We start from the raw sequence: 17,768 nt of genomic DNA on the forward strand, positions 1-17,768 counted from the left end.
GCCTCGCGCCAACACGGGCTCGGGTGCCTGCCGTGGTACCTGCTCTGGTGCCCATGCTCATGTTCGCCGCGTGCATCGTCGGGGCAGCGCCTGCCTGGGCGCAAGACGAGGCCGCCGCTGCGCCACCACCGCCGGCGCTCGACACCCGCTCGGCGCCAGCGACGGCCGTGCCCGAGCTCGAAGTCATCGCCCCGGCCGAGCTGCGCAAGCTGCTGGAGCGCCACCTCGACCTGGCCCGCGCGATCGCCGACCAGCATGCGGCCGAGGCCAACCGGCCCGGCGGCGCGCAGGCCCCGGCATCGGCGGCGAGCGCAGCCAGCGCGGCTACGGCCACATCCGATTCGAGCATCGAGATCAGCGACGTCGAATGGTCACGCCTGATCGCGGCGGCGCCGGCCCAGGCCCGCACGCTGGTCCAGACCGAAGGCTATTTCGCCGCCAAGGCCAAGGTCGAACGCGACGGGCGGCTGGTGCGGCTGACGCTGGAACCCGGCCCCACCGCCCGCGTCGAACGGCTGGTGATCGATTTCCAAGGCGACCTGGGCGACGCGCTCGAAAAACGTGATCGCAGTGCCCGCGCCTTGCACGACGAACTGCTCGAGAACTGGGCGCTGCCCGTCGGCGCCGCCTTTCGCAACGACACCTGGTCGAGTGCCAAGAGCGCGGTGATCGGCCGCCTGCGCGCCGAGGGCTATGCCGCCGCCAGCTGGAGCGGCACCAGCGCCGAGGTCATCGGCGGCGACGACCCCGACAGCACCGAGGCCCCGAAGGTGCGCATCTTCGCGGTGGCCGACAGCGGCCCGCTGTTCCGCGCCGGCGGCGGCCCCGAGTCGATCGCGATCACCGGCCTGGCCTTCCACGAGGCCGAGCGCGTGCGCGCACTGGCCGGCTTCGAAGAAGGCGCGCCGCTGACCGAAACCCGCCTGCTCGACTACCAGGAGCGGCTGCTGCGCACCGGCCTGTTCGACCAGGTCGCCGTCAGCCTCGACCCCGACGCGGCGCTGCTGGGCCGCTCGCGCGTGCTGGTGCAGATCAAGGAGGCCCCGCTGCAGAACGCCACCACCGGCCTGGGCTACGGCACCACCACCGGCCCGCGGGCGACGCTCGAATACACCCACCGCCGCATCTTCGGCTGGGCCGCAACCGCACGCAACAAGCTCGAGCTCGGCCGCGACCGCAAGGCCTGGGACGGCGAGATTTCGGCCCACCCTAACGCCAAGATGCAGCGTTACCTGGTGGGGGGTACCTACGAGCTGCTGAAGACCGACGAAGACCGCGTGATCTCGCAGCGCGTGCGCCTGGGCCGCTCGGAAGACCTGCCCAAACACGAGCGCCTGGCCTTTGCCGAACTCGAACGCAGCAATGAATGCAGCTATGCCAACGGCGGCTGCATCGACGCGTTGACGCTGAAGGCCCTGTCGGCCAACCTGCACAACACCTGGCGCCGCCTGGACAACGCGGTGCTGCCCACGCGCGGTGCCACGGTCAACCTGCAGGTCGGCGCTGGCTGGGCCACCGGCCTGGCGCCGTCACTGCCGGTCGAAGACAGGCCCTCGTCCGGCCCCTTCGCCCGGCTGTACGGCCGTGTCACCGGCTACAAGCCGCTGCCGAACGGCTTCTTCAGCGAAGCGCGGTTGGAGCTCGGCGGCGTGCTGACCAAGCACGAGGTCGTGGTGCCGGATTCGCAGCGCTTTCGCGCCGGCGGCGACGACTCGGTGCGGGGCTACGACTACCGCACGCTGGCGCCGGCCACGGCCGAGGGCGGCGTCACCGGCGGCAAGCTGCTGGTGACCGCCAGCGCCGAGATCGCACACCCGGTGTCCAAAGACCTGCCGTCGGTCTGGTGGGCCACCTTCGTCGACGCCGGCCGCGCCGCCGACAGCGTGAAAGACCTGAAGCCTGCGCTGGGCTACGGCGTCGGCGCGCGCTGGCGCAGCCCGGTCGGGCCGCTGAAGCTCGACCTGGCCTATGGGCAAGAACTGAAACAGTGGCGTGTCCACCTGAGCGTCGGCATCGCGTTCTGATCCCAAGCCCCGATGACCGACGCGACCCCCTCGACACCCCCACCCCCCGCCGCCGCCCCGCGCCGGCCCTGGCGCCGCGCCGCCTGGGGCCTGGATGCCACGCTGGTGGTGCTGGTCATCGCCATCGTCTCGGGCGGCGCCTGGCTCAGCCGCACCGAAGGCGGCAGCGCCTGGCTGCTGGCGCAGATCCCCGGCCTGCGGGTCGACGGGCTGCGCGGCGCGCTGCTGGGCGACGAGCTGTCGGCCGAGCGGCTGCGCTTCGAGCAAGACGGCAACGTGCTGGAACTGCAGCGTGTGCAGCTCAAAGGCCTGGCCGGCTCTTGGACCACCCGCCCCGGCCCGGGCGAGCCCTGGCTGCGCGTCCATCTGCAGGCCTTGTCGGCCGAGCAGGCGCTGTGGCGCTCGGCCCCGCCCCGCGGCGGCTCGGCCAGCAGCCCGGCGCCCACCGACCTTCACCTGCCTGTGGCGCTGGACATCGAAACCGCCCAGCTCGGCCGGCTGCAGGTGGACAGTGCGCCCCCGCTGTTCGACATCCAGGCCCGGCTCGCGCTGGGTGATGCGAACGGCGCGCGCCACACGCTGCGCACGCTGCGCTTTCGCACCGAGCGCCTGCAGGCCGAAGCCCAGGGCGAGCTGGCCACCGCCCCGCCGCTCGCGCTGCAACTGAAGGCCAGTGCGCGCAGCCTGGACGGTGCGGCCACGCCCTGGCAGGCCTCGCTGAAACTGAGCGGCCCGCTGGCCCAGCTGCAAGCCCAGGCCCACCTGGCCGGGGCCGACGCGAAAGGCCCGGCGCTCGATGCCGACGCCACCGTGACGCCGTTCGCCGCGTGGCCGCTGGCGAGCCTGAACCTGCGCACCCAGGCGCTGGACCTGGCCGCGCTGCAGGCCGATGCGCCCCACACCCAGCTGCGCGGCGAGGCCCACGTCAAGAGCAGCGGCATGGCGGCGCCGGCCGACATCGACGCCACGCTCGTCAACGACGACCCCGGCCGCTGGGACGAAGGCAAGCTGCCATTGCGCCGCCTGCACCTGGCCGCCCAGGGCCAGCCGCAGGCGCTGGGCAACCTGACCCTGCAGACGCTGGAGTTGGACCTGGGCGGCGCCACGCCCGGCGGCCAGCTGCGCGGCAGCGGCGTGTTGCAGCCGGTGGCCGGCGCACAGGTCGGCGGTGAGCGCCTGCAGCTGAAACTGCTGCTCGACGGCCTGCGCCCCGCCACGCTCGACCAGCGCCTGCCGGCGATGACGCTGGCCGGCCCGCTGACGCTCGAGTTGAACGGACTGCCGGCGCTGGATGCCGCGGCCCCGTCCTCTGCGCCCTCCGCGCCCGCATCGGCCGCGTCATCCCCCACCGCCACACTCGACCCGCTGGACCGCTGGCACGCCAAGCTCGACGGCCAGCTCGAAGGCCGGCTCGACGCGCCTGCGGCCCCCGCCCGCAAGGCCAGCAGCGCCAAGGCCGCGCCCCCGCCGAAGGCGCCCACCACACCCGCCGCAACCGGCCCTGCGGTGCAGTTGGCGCTGCAAGCCGAGCTGAACCGCCGCCAGCTGACGCTGACCCAGGCCGTGGCCCGCGCCGGCGACGCCCGCGCCACGCTGAAGGGCCAGCTGACGCTGGGCGGCGGCAGCACCCCCTGGGCCTGGCAAGCGCAAGGTGAACTGGTCGATTTCGACCCGCTGCTGTGGTGGCCGGGCGCCACGCCGCCGGCCCGGCGCGGCCCCAGCCAACTCAACGCCACGCTCGACAGCGACGGCCGCTGGGCGCCCTCGCCCACGCCGCGCGCCGCCCCGCTCGATGGCGTGGTCGGCCGCCTCGGCGTGGTCTTGCGCCCCAGCCAATGGGCCGGGGTGCCGCTGCAAGGTGAGCTCAGCGCCAGCCGCGACGCCAGCGGCACCGCGAGCCTGAAGGCCCAGCTCGACGGCGCCGGCAACAAGCTGGCCGCCATCGGGCAAGACGGCGGCGGCGCGCCGCGGCGCCTTGAACTGAACGTCGAGGCCCCGGCGCTGTCGGCGCTGGCGCCGTGGCTGAACAGCCTGGGCGCCGGTGACCCGGCCGTGTGGCTGCCACGCGCCGGCACCCTGCAAGGCCATGCCGAGGCACGCTGGGCCGACGCCCAGGCGGCGCCGCAGTGGCAGGGCCAGCTGCGCGCCAGCGGCCTGGTCAACCCCGACTGGCACGCCGACCACGTCGAGGCCCAGGCCCAGGGCAGCGGGCTTGGCGACGGCCCGCTCAACGCCACCCTCACCGGTGACGGCCTGGCCTGGCAGCTGGCGCAGGTGCACACGCTGCAGGCCGAGCTGAAGGGCAGCCTGCGCGAGCACCAGTTCAGCCTGCAGCTGCTGAGCCCGGCGCGCCCGCCGGCCTGGGCCGAGCAGGTGCTGGGTGCCCACACCGGCAAGGGCACGCGCTTGCAGCTCGCCGCCAGCGGCCGCTGGCAACCGGCGGTCGACGGTGGCCAGCCGTGGCAGGCCGGCCGCTGGCAAGGCCGCCTGAGCGACCTGCAGGGCCGCGCCAGCGACGGCTCGGGCCAGCCCTGGCTGGCCGCGCAGGACCTGGCACTGAGCCTGGCCTGGGACGACGACGGCAGCCTGAGCGAAGCCACCGCCGAGCCGGGCCGCATCGCCCTGCCCGGCACCGCGCTGCACTGGAGCGAGGCCCGCTACCGCGCCGGCGCCGGCAACGCGCCGGGCCAGATCGCGCTGGACGCCAAGCTCGACGCGTTCGAGCTCGCACCGCTGCTGGCCCGCGCGCAGCCCGAGCTGGGGTGGCGTGGCGACCTGGTGCTGGGCGGCGACATCCGCGTGCAGGCCGGCGAGCGCTTCGATGCCGACGTCGTCTTCGAGCGTTTGCGCGGCGACCTGAGCGTGGCCGACGATGTGCGTGACGAGGCCACCGCGCACCGGCCGCTGGGCCTGTCGGCGATGCGGCTGGGCCTGGCCGCGCACGACGGCACCTGGCACTTCACCGCCGGCCTGGCCGGCTCGCAGCTGGGCGAGATGGCCGGCGTGGCCAGCGCCCGCACGACCCCGCAGGCCCGCTGGCCCGGGCCGGAGGCACCGCTGGACGGCGTGTTCCAGCTGCACGTGGCCAAGCTGGCCGCGTGGGGTGCCTGGGTGCCGCCGGGCTGGCGCCTGGGTGGTGACCTGCTGAGCGCGGCCACGCTCGGCGGGCGCTTCGGCTCGCCCGAGCTGAGCGGCCGCCTGACCGGCCGCCGGCTCGAGGTGCGCAACGGCCTGCAGGGCGTGCAGTTCACCGATGGCAATGTCGACATCAGCCTGCACGGCGACCATGCCCAGATCGAGCAGTTCGAATGGCGCGGCGGCGACGGCACGCTGCGCGTCAGCGGCGAAGCCACGCTGGGCCGCCGGCCCGAGGCCGACCTGACGCTCAAGGCCGACTACCTGCGCCTGCTCGGCCGGCTGGACCGGCGCCTGGTCGCCACCGGCCAGGCCACGCTGGCGCTGCGGCCCAACTCGGCCAAGCTGAACGGCCAGCTGAAGTTCGACGAAGGCCTGATCGACTTCAGCCGCGGCGGCGCCCCCGGGCTGGACGACGACGTGCGCGTGGTCGGCCGGGCCGCGAGCGCACCCGCCCCGGGCGAGCCCGGCGCCCCCGGCCCCGACGGCCAGCCAACCACTGCGACCGCAGCCACCGCAGCCCAACGGGACTTCGAGACCCAGCTCGACTTGGCGTTAGACCTGGGCCCATCGCTGCGCATCAAGGGCCGCGGGCTCGACACCTACCTGCGCGGCACGCTGCAGCTCACCAACCCCGGCAAGCAGCTGGCGGTGCGCGGCGACGTGCGGACCGACCGCGGCACCTACCGCGCCTACAACCAGAAGCTCGAGATCGAGCGCGGCCTGCTGGTCTTCACCGGCCCGCTGGACGACCCGCGGCTGGACATCCTGGCGATCCGGCCGAACCTCGATGTGAAGGTCGGCGTGGCCGTCACCGGCACCGCGCTGAACCCACGCGTGCGCCTGGCCAGCGACCCCGAGATGAGCGACACCGACAAGCTCAGCTGGCTGGTGCTCGGCCGCGCCCCCGACGGCCTGGGCCGCGCCGATTCGGCCCTGCTGCAGCGTGCCGCGATGGCGCTGCTGGCCGGCGAAGGCGAAGGCCCGACCGACGCGTTCCTGGCCAACATCGGCCTGTCGGATTTCGGCGTGCGGCAACAAGGCGAAGGCGCCGAGCAGACCACCGTCGTCTCGCTCGGCAAGCAACTGACCCGGCGCTGGTATGTCGGCTACGAGCGCAGCGTCAACGCCACGTCCGGCACCTGGCAGCTGATCTACCGCGCCGCCCAGCGCTTCACGCTGCGCGCGCAGTCGGGCGAAGACAGCGCGCTCGACATGATCTGGTCCTGGCGGTGGAATTGAAGCCCCCACGGCCCTCCCGGGCCTGCCCCCCGAGGGGGCTGAGCCCGGACATGAAAGGTCGAGGCCACCCATGCCTGTCCCCCGCGCCGCCGATGCCGGCACCGACGACGCCTGGTGGGTCGAGCTGTTTGGTTGGAAGTCGATCTGTGACGCCGAACCCACCAGCGAGCGCCTGATGCACCAGGCCAGCTTGCTGGCATTGCTGTCGGTGGCGTAGGCAGGCGCCGGCGCCCCGCGCCTGAGAGCGTCGCCTTAGGGGGCCGGCCAGGCCACACCCTACCCTCTATTGGGGATGTGCACGACCCCCCTTGCGGATCCCAATGCCAGGGTGGCCGACAAAGGTGCAGGTCCGCGCTTTGGCCGTCGCCACGAGGAGATGCACATGAGCGCAATCTTTGGCGAGACCTTGACCTTCGGTCAACGCAGCGGCCCGGACATCCAGCTCAAGGTGACGGGCGACGAGTACTACGCGGTGCACGAGACGCTGGACGGCTACGCCGCCGTCAACGACAGCGACCGCGGCCAGTTCTGCTACGCGATGCTCAACGACGGGGTCTACGTCTCCAGCGGCATGCCGGTGACCGGCCCGCCGCCGGCCGGCGTGGCGCGCCACCTGCGCGAAACACTGGCCGTGCGGCACCGCCGCTTCGAGGCCCGCCGCGCACGCAGCCAGCCGCGCGCCGCGCCGGTGGCGCATTCGGCCGCGCTCAGCTTCGGCCCCAGCAACGGCCTGCTCGAAGGCCGGCGGCTCAGCAGCGGCCCGGTGCGCGGGCTGACGATCCTGGTCGAATTCCAGGACGTGCAGACCACCGTCACCCAGGCCGACGTGAACGAGATGCTCAATGGCGCCAACTACACCCGCAACGGCAACTTCTGCTCGGCGCGCGAGTACTTTCGCATCGTCTCGTCGGGCAAGCTCGACTACACCAACGACGTGGTCGGCCCGTTCCGCCTGGCGCACGACCGCAGCCACTACCTGACCACGCTGCTGGTCAAAGAGGCGCTCGACCTGGCCGTGGCCTCGGGCGTGGACCTGACGCGTTATGACTCGCGCCGCGAGGGCATCCTCGACGCGCTGAACATCCTGTATGCCGGGCAGACGCAGTACGACGGCGAGCTGTGGCCGCACAACTCGACCATCGACCTGCGCTACGGCGGCGTGTCGACCAACCTTTACCTGCTGACCAGCGCCGGCCGCAATGCGTCCGAGCTGAGCATCGGCACCTTCTGCCACGAGAACGGCCACCTGCTGTGCCGCTTCCCCGACATGTACGACTACGGCGCCGTCAACCGCGAAGGCGACGGCGTCAAGAGCGCGGGCATCGGCACCTACTGCCTGATGGGCTCGGGCAACCACCTGAACTCGGGCCGCACGCCGTCACCGGTGTGCTCGTACCTGCGCGACCTGGCCGGCTGGTGCGACAACGAAATCGAGCTGGGCAGCGACGGCACGCAGCTCGAAGTCGAGCACGGCGCCTACGACACCGTCTACAAGTTCAAGACCGGCGCGCCGAACGAATACTTCATCGTCGAGAACCGCTGCAAGCTCGGGCTGGACCAGCACCTGCCCGCCAGCGGGCTGGCCATCTACCACTGCGACACCAACGGCTCGAACGAATTCCAGGACGGCCTGGGCAGCCGCCACTACCAATGCCGGCTGCTGCAGGCCGACGGCCACGACGACCTGGAACACAACGTGAACCAGGGCGACGGCACCGACCTGTTCGGCAACGTGGCCGGCATCGCGCTGTCGCACGACACCCGCCCATCGACACGGCTGTGGAGCGGCGCCGACTCTGGCCTGGTGATCGGCGAGATCGGCGTGCCCGACAACAAGATGCGCTTTCGCACCGGCGAGGGCGCGCCGACCGGCGCGGTGCACGTCGAGAACACCACGCCGGTGGCGATCCCCGACAACAACCCGGACGGCGTGCGCAGCAAGATCAACGTCGCCGCCAGCGGCACGCTCAAGCGCCTGCAGGCCAGCGTCAACATCTCGCACACCTACATCGGCGACCTGGTGGTCGAGCTGGTCGGCCCCGGCGGCACCGTGGCCACGCTGCACAAGCGCTCGGGCGGCAACGCCGACAACCTGGTCGCCAACTACGACTCGGCCAGCTCGGCCGCGCTGGCCGCCTTCGTCGGCAAGCCGGTGCAAGGCGACTGGGTGCTCAACGTGCGCGACCTCGAAGGCCAGGACGTCGGCCGCATCGAGCGCTGGGCCATGGACCTGCAGGTCGACGGCGCCGCGGCGGCGGTGGTGCGGGGCACGGCGACCCCCGACCTGCGCATCCCCGACAACTCGGCCACCGGCGTCAGCAGCGCGATCGCCCTGGCCCAGGCCGGCAGCGTGCGCAGCATCAAGGTCGCGCTCGACATCACCCACACCTACATCGGCGACCTGCGCATCGAGCTGCTCTCGCCCACCGGCCGCAGCGCGGTGCTGCACGGCCAGCTGGGCGGGGGGCAGGACAACCTGAAGGCCACCTTCGACTCGGCCACGCCGTTGTCACCGCTGAGCGGCCTGGCCGGGCAACCGATCCAGGGCAACTGGACGCTGCGCGTGGCCGACCTGGCGCCAGCCGACCAGGGCACGCTGAACCAGTGGAGCGTCGAGATCGTGCCGGCCTGAGCAACCTTCGCGACGGGGCAGGGACAATGGCGGCATGACCGCGGCCCCTGCCTCACCCCCCCTGTCGCCGCGGCCGCTGAAGTACCTGGCCGGTTATCCGCACGCACTGCTGGCCCAGGCGCAGCGCCTGATCGATGAAGGCCGCCTGGGCGCCACGCTGCGCCAGCGCTACCCCGAGGCGCACACGGTGCGCACCGACAGCGCGCTGTACGAGCACGTCAACGCGCTGAAGAACCGCTTCATGCGCAATGCGCCGCCTTTGTCCAAGGTGGCCTACGACAACAAGCTGAAGATCCTGCAGCAGGCGCTGGGCACGCACACCATGGTCTCGCGGGTGCAGGGCAACCAGCTGAAGGCCAAGCGCGAGATCCGCATCGCCAGCCTGTTCAAGCAGGCGCCGGCCGACTTTCTGCAGATGATCGTCGTGCACGAGCTGGCCCATTTGCGTGAGCGCGAGCACGACAAGGCCTTCTACGCGCTGTGCACGCACATGGAGCCGGCCTACCACCAGCTCGAGTTCGACACCCGGCTGTGGCTGACCGCGCTGGAGCTCGAAACGCCCGATTCGGCGGCGGAACAGGCCAAAACCTAGGGTCAACCCGGACGTTTTGCTAAGGGTTCACCCGCAATTCATCCGCTGGGGGCGCAGTTCATCCGCTCGCGCCGTCGGCCGGTCGCACGCCGATGGCGACCTCGACAGGGGCTCCCTACAGTTCGCTCCATCGCAACAACGCCGCAAGGCCACCCAGGAGCCCACCATGACCGCCGCCACCCCCCGTTTCGCCGCCCAAGAGACCGCTGCCCGCCGTCTGGCCGCCGGTTTCGCCCTGGTGCTGACGCTGGGCCTGGTCGCCGCGCTGGGCCAACTGGCCGACCGCCAGTACGATGACGCGCTGATGGCCCAGGCCGACAGCGCGCCGACCCAGGTCGTCGTTGTGCACTCGACGCGCCTGCCGCGCGGCTGACCCCACGCCCGGCTGCGGCCCGCCCCGGGCCGTGGCCCTTTCGGGGCCCGCCGTCGGCGCGGGCACCCCGTGGGCCGTTAGAAGGCGGGTCGTGACCCGATGCCCGCCATGCGCCCAGCCCTCTTTTCCCTGCTCAGCTCGATCTTCGGCCTGGTGCTCATCGCGCCGGCCGTGTCCGCCCCGCCCGAAAAGCAGCCGCAACTGGCCCAGGCCGAACGCCTGGTGGTCGAGCGCAGCAATGCGTTTCGCCAGACGCAGGGCCTGGGCCCGATCGAGCCCGACCGCACCTTGACCGCTGCCGCGCAAGCCTTTGCGGCCTACATGGCGCGCACCGACAACTACGGCCACGAGGCCGACGGGCGCGAGCCGTCGCAGCGCGCGCAGGCGCAGGGCTACAGCTACTGCATGGTGGCCGAGAACATCGCGATGCAGTACAGCTCGTTCGGCTTCGACACCGAGGAGCTGGCCCAGGGCCTGGTGCAAGGCTGGATCGATTCGCCCGGCCACCGCCACAACCTGCTCTCGCCCGACGCCACCGACATCGGCGTGGGCCTGGCGCGCAGCCCCGGCAGCGGCCGCTATTACGCGGTGCAGATGTTCGGCCGGCCGGCGCGGCTGCTGCTGAAGTTTTCGCTCAGCAACCGCAGCCGCGTGGCAGTGAGCTACCAGCTCGACGACAAGCGCTTTGCGCTGCCGCCCGGCATGACGCGCACGCACGAGCAGTGCACCGCGCCGGCGCTGTCGGTCAGCCTACCCGGGCAGGACGCTGCCGCGCTGAAGCCGGCCAACGGCACGCGCTACCGCATCGAGCCGGCGGCGCGGGGCGTCAAGCTGGTCGAAGGCTGACGAGGCCGCACCGGTCCGGTCGGCGGTCAATAGCGCCCGCCCCACCACAGCAGGCCGCCTTGCCACGCCACGGCGGCGGCCACCAGCCCCGCCGCGACGACCAGCACGAGGTGCCACCGCTGCCAGCGCCCCGCGCCCTGCGCCGCGCGCCGCCACGGCACCCATGCCGCCAGCACCGTGGCGCCGAGGGCCAGCCAGGCCAGCCCTTGCACCAGCCGCAAGGTGTGGCCGAAGGCAGGGCCGGTGACCGCCAACGCGTCGGCCATCAACCAGCCCATGGCCCCCAGCAACGCCAGCCAGGGCAGCAGCGTGAACAGTGCCGACCAGCGGGCCGCACGCCGTAGCACGCGGATGGCTGGCGTCGGTGTCGGCATCGGTGTCGGCATCGGTGAGCGCCGGCGCAGCCGCCGCCATGCCGCGCCGGCCGGCCAGGCCAGCAAGGTCAGCGCACTCACCAGCAACGCCGCTGCCAACGCCCCGCCCACCACACCGGCCCGCTCGTACCAGGCCGCCTGCTGCCACACGGCCACCGGCACATGCCCGCCCATCTCCCAGCGGCCTTGCGCGTTGCGGCGAAAGTAGACCCGGCGCGACGCCGACTCTGGCGTGCCACCACCCACGCTCTGCCACACACCGCTGCCGACCGGCCGCAACGGCATCGGCTGGCCGTCGGCATCACGCACCGAGCTGACCATCAACTGCCCGTCGGCCGTGCGCGCCACCGTCACCTGCGACAGCAGGCTGCCCAGCTTGCCCGGGCTGTGCTCGGCGCGGCGGCTGCTCATGTAGCTGCCTTCGAGGCTGCGGTCACCGTCGGCCTCGGCCGCCGCCACCGGGGCCGGCGGGCCACCGATGTAGCGCTCGACGAAACGGTGAAACAAGGCATCGCGCAGCACGCGCTTGCCGGCACTGTTCTGCACGAAGAACAGGCCCACACGCTGCTCGGGCAGCAGGTACAGCCCGCTGTGGAAACACAAGGTGTCGCCGCCATGGCCGATCACCCGCGGGCCGAAGGCATCGTCTTCCCAGAAGCCCAGCGTCATCGCCGGTGCCCCGGGGTGCAGCCGCCATTGCGGCGCCTGCATGCGGGCCAGCCAGGTGGGCGACAGTGCCGCGGGCACCGCGTCGCCCGGCGCCGCCTCGCCGCCGCCCAGCTGGGCCAGCATGAAACGCCCCATGTCGGCCACCGTGGCCGAGGCCGAGCCGGCCGGCACCACGCGCACCCCTTCGAAAGGCTGCGCAGCGCCCGAGCCGAGGTCGTAGCCTTGCGACAAGCCCGCGGCCAACGCGGCCGGCAAGGGCTGCGCGAAGCTGGTGTGGGTCATGCCCAAGGGCCGCAGCAGGTGGCGCTGCAGGTGGTCGGCAAACGCTTGGCCGCTGCGCCGCTCGACGATGTAGCCCGCGAGCGTGGCGCCATAGTTGGAATAGGCGGCGGTGCTGCCGGGCGCGAAGATGCGCGGCGGCAGCTGCGCGCGCAGGTAGTCGCCCAGGGCCGCCGATTCGCCCGGTTGCATCCACATGCCCTGCACCGTCTCTTCGAACCCCGCGGTGTGCGTCATCAGCTGGCGCAGCGTCACCGGCTGGCCCTGGTACGGCGGCAGCGGAAAGTCCAGGTATTGCTGAACATCCGCATCGAGCACCAGTTGCCCCTGCTCCACCAGCTGCATCACCGCCGTCCAGGTCAACAGCTTCGACACCGAACCGATGCGAAACAGCGTGGTGTCCGGCGACACCGCCCGCTGGCGCTCGCGGTCGGCCCAGCCGTAGCCGCGCTGGAACAGCACCCGGCCGTCCTTGACCACGATCACCGCGGCGCCGGCAATGTCGGCCTGCTTCAGCTCGCCCGGCAGGTAGGCGTCGAAGAACGCCGAGAGGTCGCCGGCGCTCATCGCCGGCCTGGCCGCCGGCTGCGCCAGCGCCGCGGGCACCGCCAACGACACGGCAACGCCCAGCAAACCTCGCCACCATGCACCGGCCCGTGCCCTGACCCACGCCTTGATGCCCTGTTGCCCTTGTCTCATCATCGCCCCGCCCCGATTGGCTTGCCAAGGGAGCGCAATCTAGGCAGCGACCACCCCGCGCACCACGCCGATGCGATGAACTGCATCGGCACGGGCATGAAACGTGGCCGCCGAAAGCCTCGACTCCAAAAAATTCAGCCTTCGCCGAGGCCGGTGCCACTGCGCCCATCAGTTAGGCTGCGGCACCGAACTACCCGGAGGAGAACGCCATGAATCCATTGCGATTGACGTCTGTGCTGCCAGCCACCCTGCTGCTGGGTGCATGCCTGGCCGCCCACGCGACGACCTATCGGGTGACGCCACTGGCCGACAGCGGGTCGTGTGCGGCCATCAATGCCAACGGCACCACCGTGGGCAGCTCGCGCATCGGCTTCGGCGAATACGACCGGTCCGCCTGGATCGCCACGCCGCGCGGCAAGCTTCGAACCGTGCATGGTGCGGGCGCCGACGATGCGTGGACCGGCAACGCCATCAACGCCTCGCGCATGGTCGCCGGCACCGTCGTCTACGAGAAGACCTTCGGCTTTCACTACGCCGCCGCGTGGGCGCCGGACGGCACGAAGCGCCAGTTGCCGCAACTGGCCGACGGGGCCAGCTCGGCACTCGGCATCAATGACGCCGGCGACGTCGTCGGCGAAGCGCCCGGTGCGAACGGCTTGACCCACCCCATGATGTGGACCGCCGACCGCGTCGTCGACCTGGCCCCCGACCGCTGGTTCGGCTATGCCCGCTCGGTCAACGGCCGCAGGCAGGCGGTGGGCGTCGTCATCGACGCACCGCACCAGCCCAGCCAGGCGGCGCTGTTCGACAACGGCACCGTCACGCTGCTCGGCACGCTGGGTGGCCGCAGCAGCGAAGCGACGGACATCAACGAGGCCGGGCACGTGGTGGGCTATTCCGACATCGCCGACAACGGCTGGCTTGCCCACCCCTTCATCTACGCCGACGGCGTGATGCGCGACCTCGGAGCTCCTCGAGGGGTGCGGGCGCTCCCCTCGGCGATCAACAACCACGACGTGGTGGTCGGCGTGCTGGTCATCCCCAACGACACCTGGCCCAGCCGCGCCGTGATCTGGCGCCACGGCCGCATGCAGGCGCTGAACGACGTGCTCGACCCGGTCAGCGGCACCGGCTGGCAGCTCTGGGACGCGCTGGACATCAACGACGACGGCCTGGTCTGCGCCTGGGGCAACCTGGGCGCCGCGCTGCTGACGCCGATGAAGTGAACACCGCGCCGCCGGCCCACGCGCCGGCGCGTGGCTGCGGGCGCCTCATCCGCGGGCGTCAGCGCGTGCGCAGCGCCTGCAGCCCCACCAGCGCGGCGTGCTGCAACAGCATGATGGTCTTGCCGTCCTGGATGCGGCCGTCGGCCACGTGCTGCAGCGCCTCGTCCAGCGCCAGCTCGACGACCTCGATGTCCTCACCCTCGGCCGCATCGCCGCCGCCCGCGCCGCGCCGGTCGGTCTCGTCGTATTCGGCGACGAAGAAGTGCAGCTTCTCGGTCACCGAGCCGGGGCTCATGTAGGCCTCGAACAGCTTGCGCGGCGCGCGCACGTGAAAGCCGGTCTCCTCGGCCACCTCGCGGCGGATCGCATCGTGCGGCGCGTCGCCGTCGAGCAGGCCGGCGCAGGCTTCGACCAGCATGCCGTCGGCGCAGCCGTTGACATAGGCCGGAAAGCGGAACTGGCGCGTCAGCACCACCGTGCCGCGCTCGGCATTGAACAACAGCAGCACCGCGCCGTTGCCGCGGTCGTAGGTCTCGCGGTTCTGGCGCTGCCAGCGGCCGTCGCGCCGGCGATAGTCGAAGGTCGTCTTCTTCAAGACGAACCAGTCGTTGGACAACAAGCGCTCTTCGACGATGCGGACCCGGGGGTTTTCAGTGCCGTGCATGTTTGATGATTTTCGTGCAGTTTCGTGCAATCATAGCGGCATCGACGCCGCCACTGCAAGGCCGCACCGGCCCCACGCACCCGCCGCCCCATGCTGACCACCCAACGCAAGCAACTGATCCTCGACCGCCTGGCGCGCGAGGGGCAGATCGTCGCCAAGACCCTGGCGGCCGAGCTGCAGACGTCTGAAGACACGATCCGCCGCGACCTGCGCGAGCTGGCCCAGGCTGGGCGCCTGCAGCGGGTGCATGGCGGCGCCCTGCCCGCCGCCCCGGCTGCGGGCGACCTGAAGCTGCGCGAGCAGTTGTCCACCCACGAGAAGGTTGAACTCGGGCGTTATGGCGCGTCGCTGGTCCGCCCCGGGCTGGTGGTGATCCTCGACGGCGGCACCACCGCGCTGCAGGTGGCGCGCCACCTCGACCCGGCGCTGCGCGCCACCATCGTCACCCACAGCCCGACGGTGGCGGTGGCGGCGGCCGAGCACCCCCGGGTCGAGATCCTGATGCTCGGCGGGCGGCTGTTCCGGCATTCGATGGTCAATGTGGGCGCCGCGGTGATCGCCGCCGCCGCGCAGCTGCGCGCCGACCTTTATTTCATGGGCGTCACCGGCGTGCACCCGGAGGCGGGCCTGAGCACCGGCGACGCCGAAGAAGCCGCCGTCAAGCGCGCGCTGCACGAACGCGCAGCCGAGACCATCGTGCTCGCGTCGGCCGAAAAACTGATGGCCGCATCGCCTTTCGTCGTCGCGCCATTGACCGAGATCACCGCGATCGTCGTGCCGCGCAAGACACCCGAGCGCACCTTGCGGGCGCTGCGCGCTGGCGGCGTGAAGGTGCGCGTGGTGGCGTGAGGCGGAGTCAGGTGGCGACCGGCAGGCGGTTGCTCAGTCTCTGGGCGCGTTGCGCCGGGCGATCGCGAGCAGCTCGCGCACCTCGTCGTCGCTGATCTGCTCGAAGCTCTCATACCAGCAGCCGACGGCACGAAACGGCTCGGGCATCCTGGCGCAGACCACGTCGTCAGCCTCGTGCCGCATCTGCTCGCACACATCGGGCGCCGCGATCGGCACAACGCGTCGCGCCGCGCCAGCTCGGCCTGCTCGGCCACGGTGGTGGCTTCGACCGCCGCCTCGTCGATCCCCAGCATGTGGATCACGTTGCTGTTGAGCACCCGCACGCCACCGCTGGCGACCGCGCCCATCGCATATTCCTCGTGCCCCGGCACCCCGAGCTTGCGCACGATGAACACATCCAGCGGCGCATACAGCGCCTGCGCCACCTCGAACGCCACCGGCACACCGCCGCGCGGCAAGGCCAGCACCAGAACGTCCGAACGCTTGGCGTAGGCGGACAACGACTGCGCCAACACCTGACCGGCATGGCGCCGATCGCGAAAGACATCGGGCATGTGTTTCCCTGGGCGAGCATTCCTTGCTGCCGTGCTATGGCTTCGCCGGTCCGGGCAGGCTGCTAGACAACCGCCAGAATCGAGTCGTGGGCGGACAATAGATCGATATCCTGACGCGATCGCCAACACCATGCTCGGGCTTGTGGTCCCTACCCGGTACTGCTCGCAGAGCTCAGCGCCCTTCGGCTGAGAACGATTCGTGCGTCGCGGCTTGTCGGCTCGCCCCGCCCAGTTCTGCCAAGCAAGGCGATAGTCAACGCCAACGACCGCGAATGATGGCTGCGAGGACCGCACCGACTGCGTCACTACCGATAGCTGCGCTAGACAGAAATGGCAATGCAGCCGGAGAATCCCATTCGTCTAGTTAGACCAGTATTGGTTAGGGCTGCCCGTCAAGCGACGAGTGCTGGGGGAAATGGAAATGCGCACCGCGCTCCTAGTATTGGCTTTTTGCTGTGGACCGGCTTGGTCTGCGGAACCACTGGATCACAAGGCCAGCGCCGTGGAATGGCAATCCAAGTCAGAACAACGAGGCACCGAGAGAGCACCACTATTTGTTAAGGGTGAGGTAGTTACCAAGAAGGATGCCGAAAGCGTCAAGGAAGACGCCGAGGACCGCAAGGTAAAAGAAGCGGCCGATGCTGCGCTGGTGAACTACACCGGGCACTTGGCTGCTGCGACTTATCTTCTTTTCGCTTTCACCGCAGGTCTCTTCGCCGTTACGTATAGGCTCAGTAGAGACGCCAAGCATACTGGTGACGATCACGCGTCCAAAATGGAGCGGTCGATTGCTCAAGCTGAGCGCGCGGCCAGCGCAATGGAGAGGGTCGCCAATGCGACCATACAAAACGCGACCTTGATGCAAGGGATGCTGCACAAGCAGATGCGTGCCTACTTGACTGTTTCCGTCGCCAGCGGCATCTATCAGGAACGCGACAAGAACCTTAAGTTCGGAATTCTCCCTTCGTTGCTAAATTCTGGACACACGCCGGCTCATAAGTTGAGCTACTGGGCCAAGGCCGCCGTTCTTCCCTTCCCGTTGCCGGATGACTTTGATTTTCCGACACCGGAGAGCGTCACTCCGCAGGCCATGCTTTTGGGACCACATCACGCCGTCGAACTTAACGGCCATCTTGAGGACTTCGTCCCTGATGACGAAGTTCCCGTCATCAAGTCAGGCCGGGACCGAAGAGTGCACATCTGGGGCATCGTCACGTACACAGATGCATTTGATGAAGTGCATACCACCAAGTTCTGCCACAGCATTTGCTGGTATGGCGAACCGGGCCAGGAGCGCATTACTGGCACTTATGCTTATCGTCACAACGAGGCCACGTAGGGAGGCTGCGACGATTTCACACGGTTTCATCCTGTTCGGGACGATCAGGCAAAGCCTGGAGGCGCGGGCCGAGACTGGCTGTGCCAGTGAGCAGCGGCGTTAGCTTGTTCCATCATCGCCGCTCACAGCGACAGAGCCACACATTGCGCCGCCGTTACTGCACGCCGGCCTGGCCCCATGCCAAAATCCGCCCCTCGCCGCCGTAGTTCAATGGATAGAACGGGGACCTCCTAAGTCTCAGATGCAGGTTCGATTCCTGCCGGGGGCGCCA

General features: G+C 70.6%; 13 protein-coding genes and 1 tRNA gene. 11 read left to right on the forward strand and 3 right to left on the reverse strand.

The window, feature by feature from the left end; genetic code table 11:
* Positions 1-53: 53 nt before the first annotated feature.
* From ACE3SG_RS27130 to ACE3SG_RS27160, 7 genes are all read left to right on the forward strand, one after another.
* Positions 54-2,024 carry an autotransporter assembly complex family protein gene (locus ACE3SG_RS27130; RefSeq protein WP_374569385.1) on the forward strand — a complete coding sequence of 657 codons (1,971 nt, stop codon included), beginning with the start codon at positions 54-56 and terminating at the stop codon, positions 2,022-2,024.
* A gap of 12 nt (positions 2,025-2,036) precedes the next feature.
* Positions 2,037-6,401, forward strand: coding sequence for a translocation/assembly module TamB domain-containing protein (locus ACE3SG_RS27135; RefSeq protein WP_374569386.1), 4,365 nt, complete (start codon positions 2,037-2,039; stop codon positions 6,399-6,401).
* A gap of 70 nt (positions 6,402-6,471) precedes the next feature.
* Positions 6,472-6,618: a hypothetical protein gene (locus ACE3SG_RS27140; protein WP_374569387.1), complete on the forward strand. Its 147-nt coding sequence runs from the start codon at positions 6,472-6,474 to the stop codon at positions 6,616-6,618.
* 165 nt (positions 6,619-6,783) lie between these two features.
* Complete coding sequence (locus ACE3SG_RS27145; RefSeq protein WP_374569388.1) at positions 6,784-9,033, forward strand: M6 family metalloprotease domain-containing protein; 2,250 nt, start codon at positions 6,784-6,786, stop codon at positions 9,031-9,033.
* 34 nt (positions 9,034-9,067) lie between these two features.
* Entirely contained in the window at positions 9,068-9,625 is a 558-nt protein-coding gene (locus ACE3SG_RS27150; RefSeq protein WP_374569389.1) for a YgjP-like metallopeptidase domain-containing protein, read from the forward strand.
* A 166-nt stretch (positions 9,626-9,791) separates the two neighbouring features.
* Entirely contained in the window at positions 9,792-9,998 is a 207-nt protein-coding gene (locus tag ACE3SG_RS27155) for a hypothetical protein (RefSeq protein WP_374569390.1), read from the forward strand.
* A 108-nt stretch (positions 9,999-10,106) separates the two neighbouring features.
* On the forward strand, positions 10,107-10,844 hold the full coding sequence (locus tag ACE3SG_RS27160) for a CAP domain-containing protein (RefSeq protein WP_374569391.1): 738 nt from the start codon (positions 10,107-10,109) through the stop codon (positions 10,842-10,844).
* 26 nt (positions 10,845-10,870) lie between these two features.
* Here the strand turns inward: ACE3SG_RS27160 and ACE3SG_RS27165 are convergent, their stop codons facing one another.
* Positions 10,871-12,799, reverse strand: a complete 1,929-nt coding sequence (locus ACE3SG_RS27165; protein WP_374569392.1) for a serine hydrolase domain-containing protein — start codon at positions 12,797-12,799, stop codon at positions 10,871-10,873.
* A gap of 275 nt (positions 12,800-13,074) precedes the next feature.
* On the opposite strand from ACE3SG_RS27165, the gene ACE3SG_RS27170 reads away from it, so the two are divergent.
* Positions 13,075-14,091, forward strand: a complete 1,017-nt coding sequence (locus tag ACE3SG_RS27170; RefSeq protein ID WP_374569393.1) for a hypothetical protein — start codon at positions 13,075-13,077, stop codon at positions 14,089-14,091.
* A gap of 58 nt (positions 14,092-14,149) precedes the next feature.
* Here the strand turns inward: ACE3SG_RS27170 and ACE3SG_RS27175 are convergent, their stop codons facing one another.
* Complete coding sequence (locus ACE3SG_RS27175; RefSeq protein WP_374569394.1) at positions 14,150-14,755, reverse strand: NUDIX domain-containing protein; 606 nt, start codon at positions 14,753-14,755, stop codon at positions 14,150-14,152.
* 90 nt (positions 14,756-14,845) lie between these two features.
* On the opposite strand from ACE3SG_RS27175, the gene ACE3SG_RS27180 reads away from it, so the two are divergent.
* Positions 14,846-15,604, forward strand: a complete 759-nt coding sequence (locus tag ACE3SG_RS27180) for a DeoR/GlpR family DNA-binding transcription regulator (RefSeq protein WP_374569395.1) — start codon at positions 14,846-14,848, stop codon at positions 15,602-15,604.
* A 33-nt stretch (positions 15,605-15,637) separates the two neighbouring features.
* Here ACE3SG_RS27180 and ACE3SG_RS27185 read toward each other — a convergent pair whose 3' ends face one another.
* A complete protein-coding gene (locus ACE3SG_RS27185) occupies positions 15,638-15,787 on the reverse strand; it encodes a hypothetical protein (protein ID WP_374569396.1) in 150 nt (49 codons plus the stop codon).
* A gap of 786 nt (positions 15,788-16,573) precedes the next feature.
* On the opposite strand from ACE3SG_RS27185, the gene ACE3SG_RS27190 reads away from it, so the two are divergent.
* Together ACE3SG_RS27190 and ACE3SG_RS27195 are read left to right on the forward strand one after the other, a co-directional pair.
* Positions 16,574-17,497 (forward strand): hypothetical protein, encoded by a 924-nt coding sequence (locus tag ACE3SG_RS27190; RefSeq protein ID WP_374569397.1) that lies wholly within the window; start codon positions 16,574-16,576, stop codon positions 17,495-17,497.
* A 196-nt stretch (positions 17,498-17,693) separates the two neighbouring features.
* Positions 17,694-17,768 (forward strand) — tRNA-Arg (locus tag ACE3SG_RS27195).

The sequence above is a fragment of the Ideonella sp. genome (assembly GCF_041914305.1).
GTDB lineage: Bacteria > Pseudomonadota > Gammaproteobacteria > Burkholderiales > Burkholderiaceae_C > Ideonella.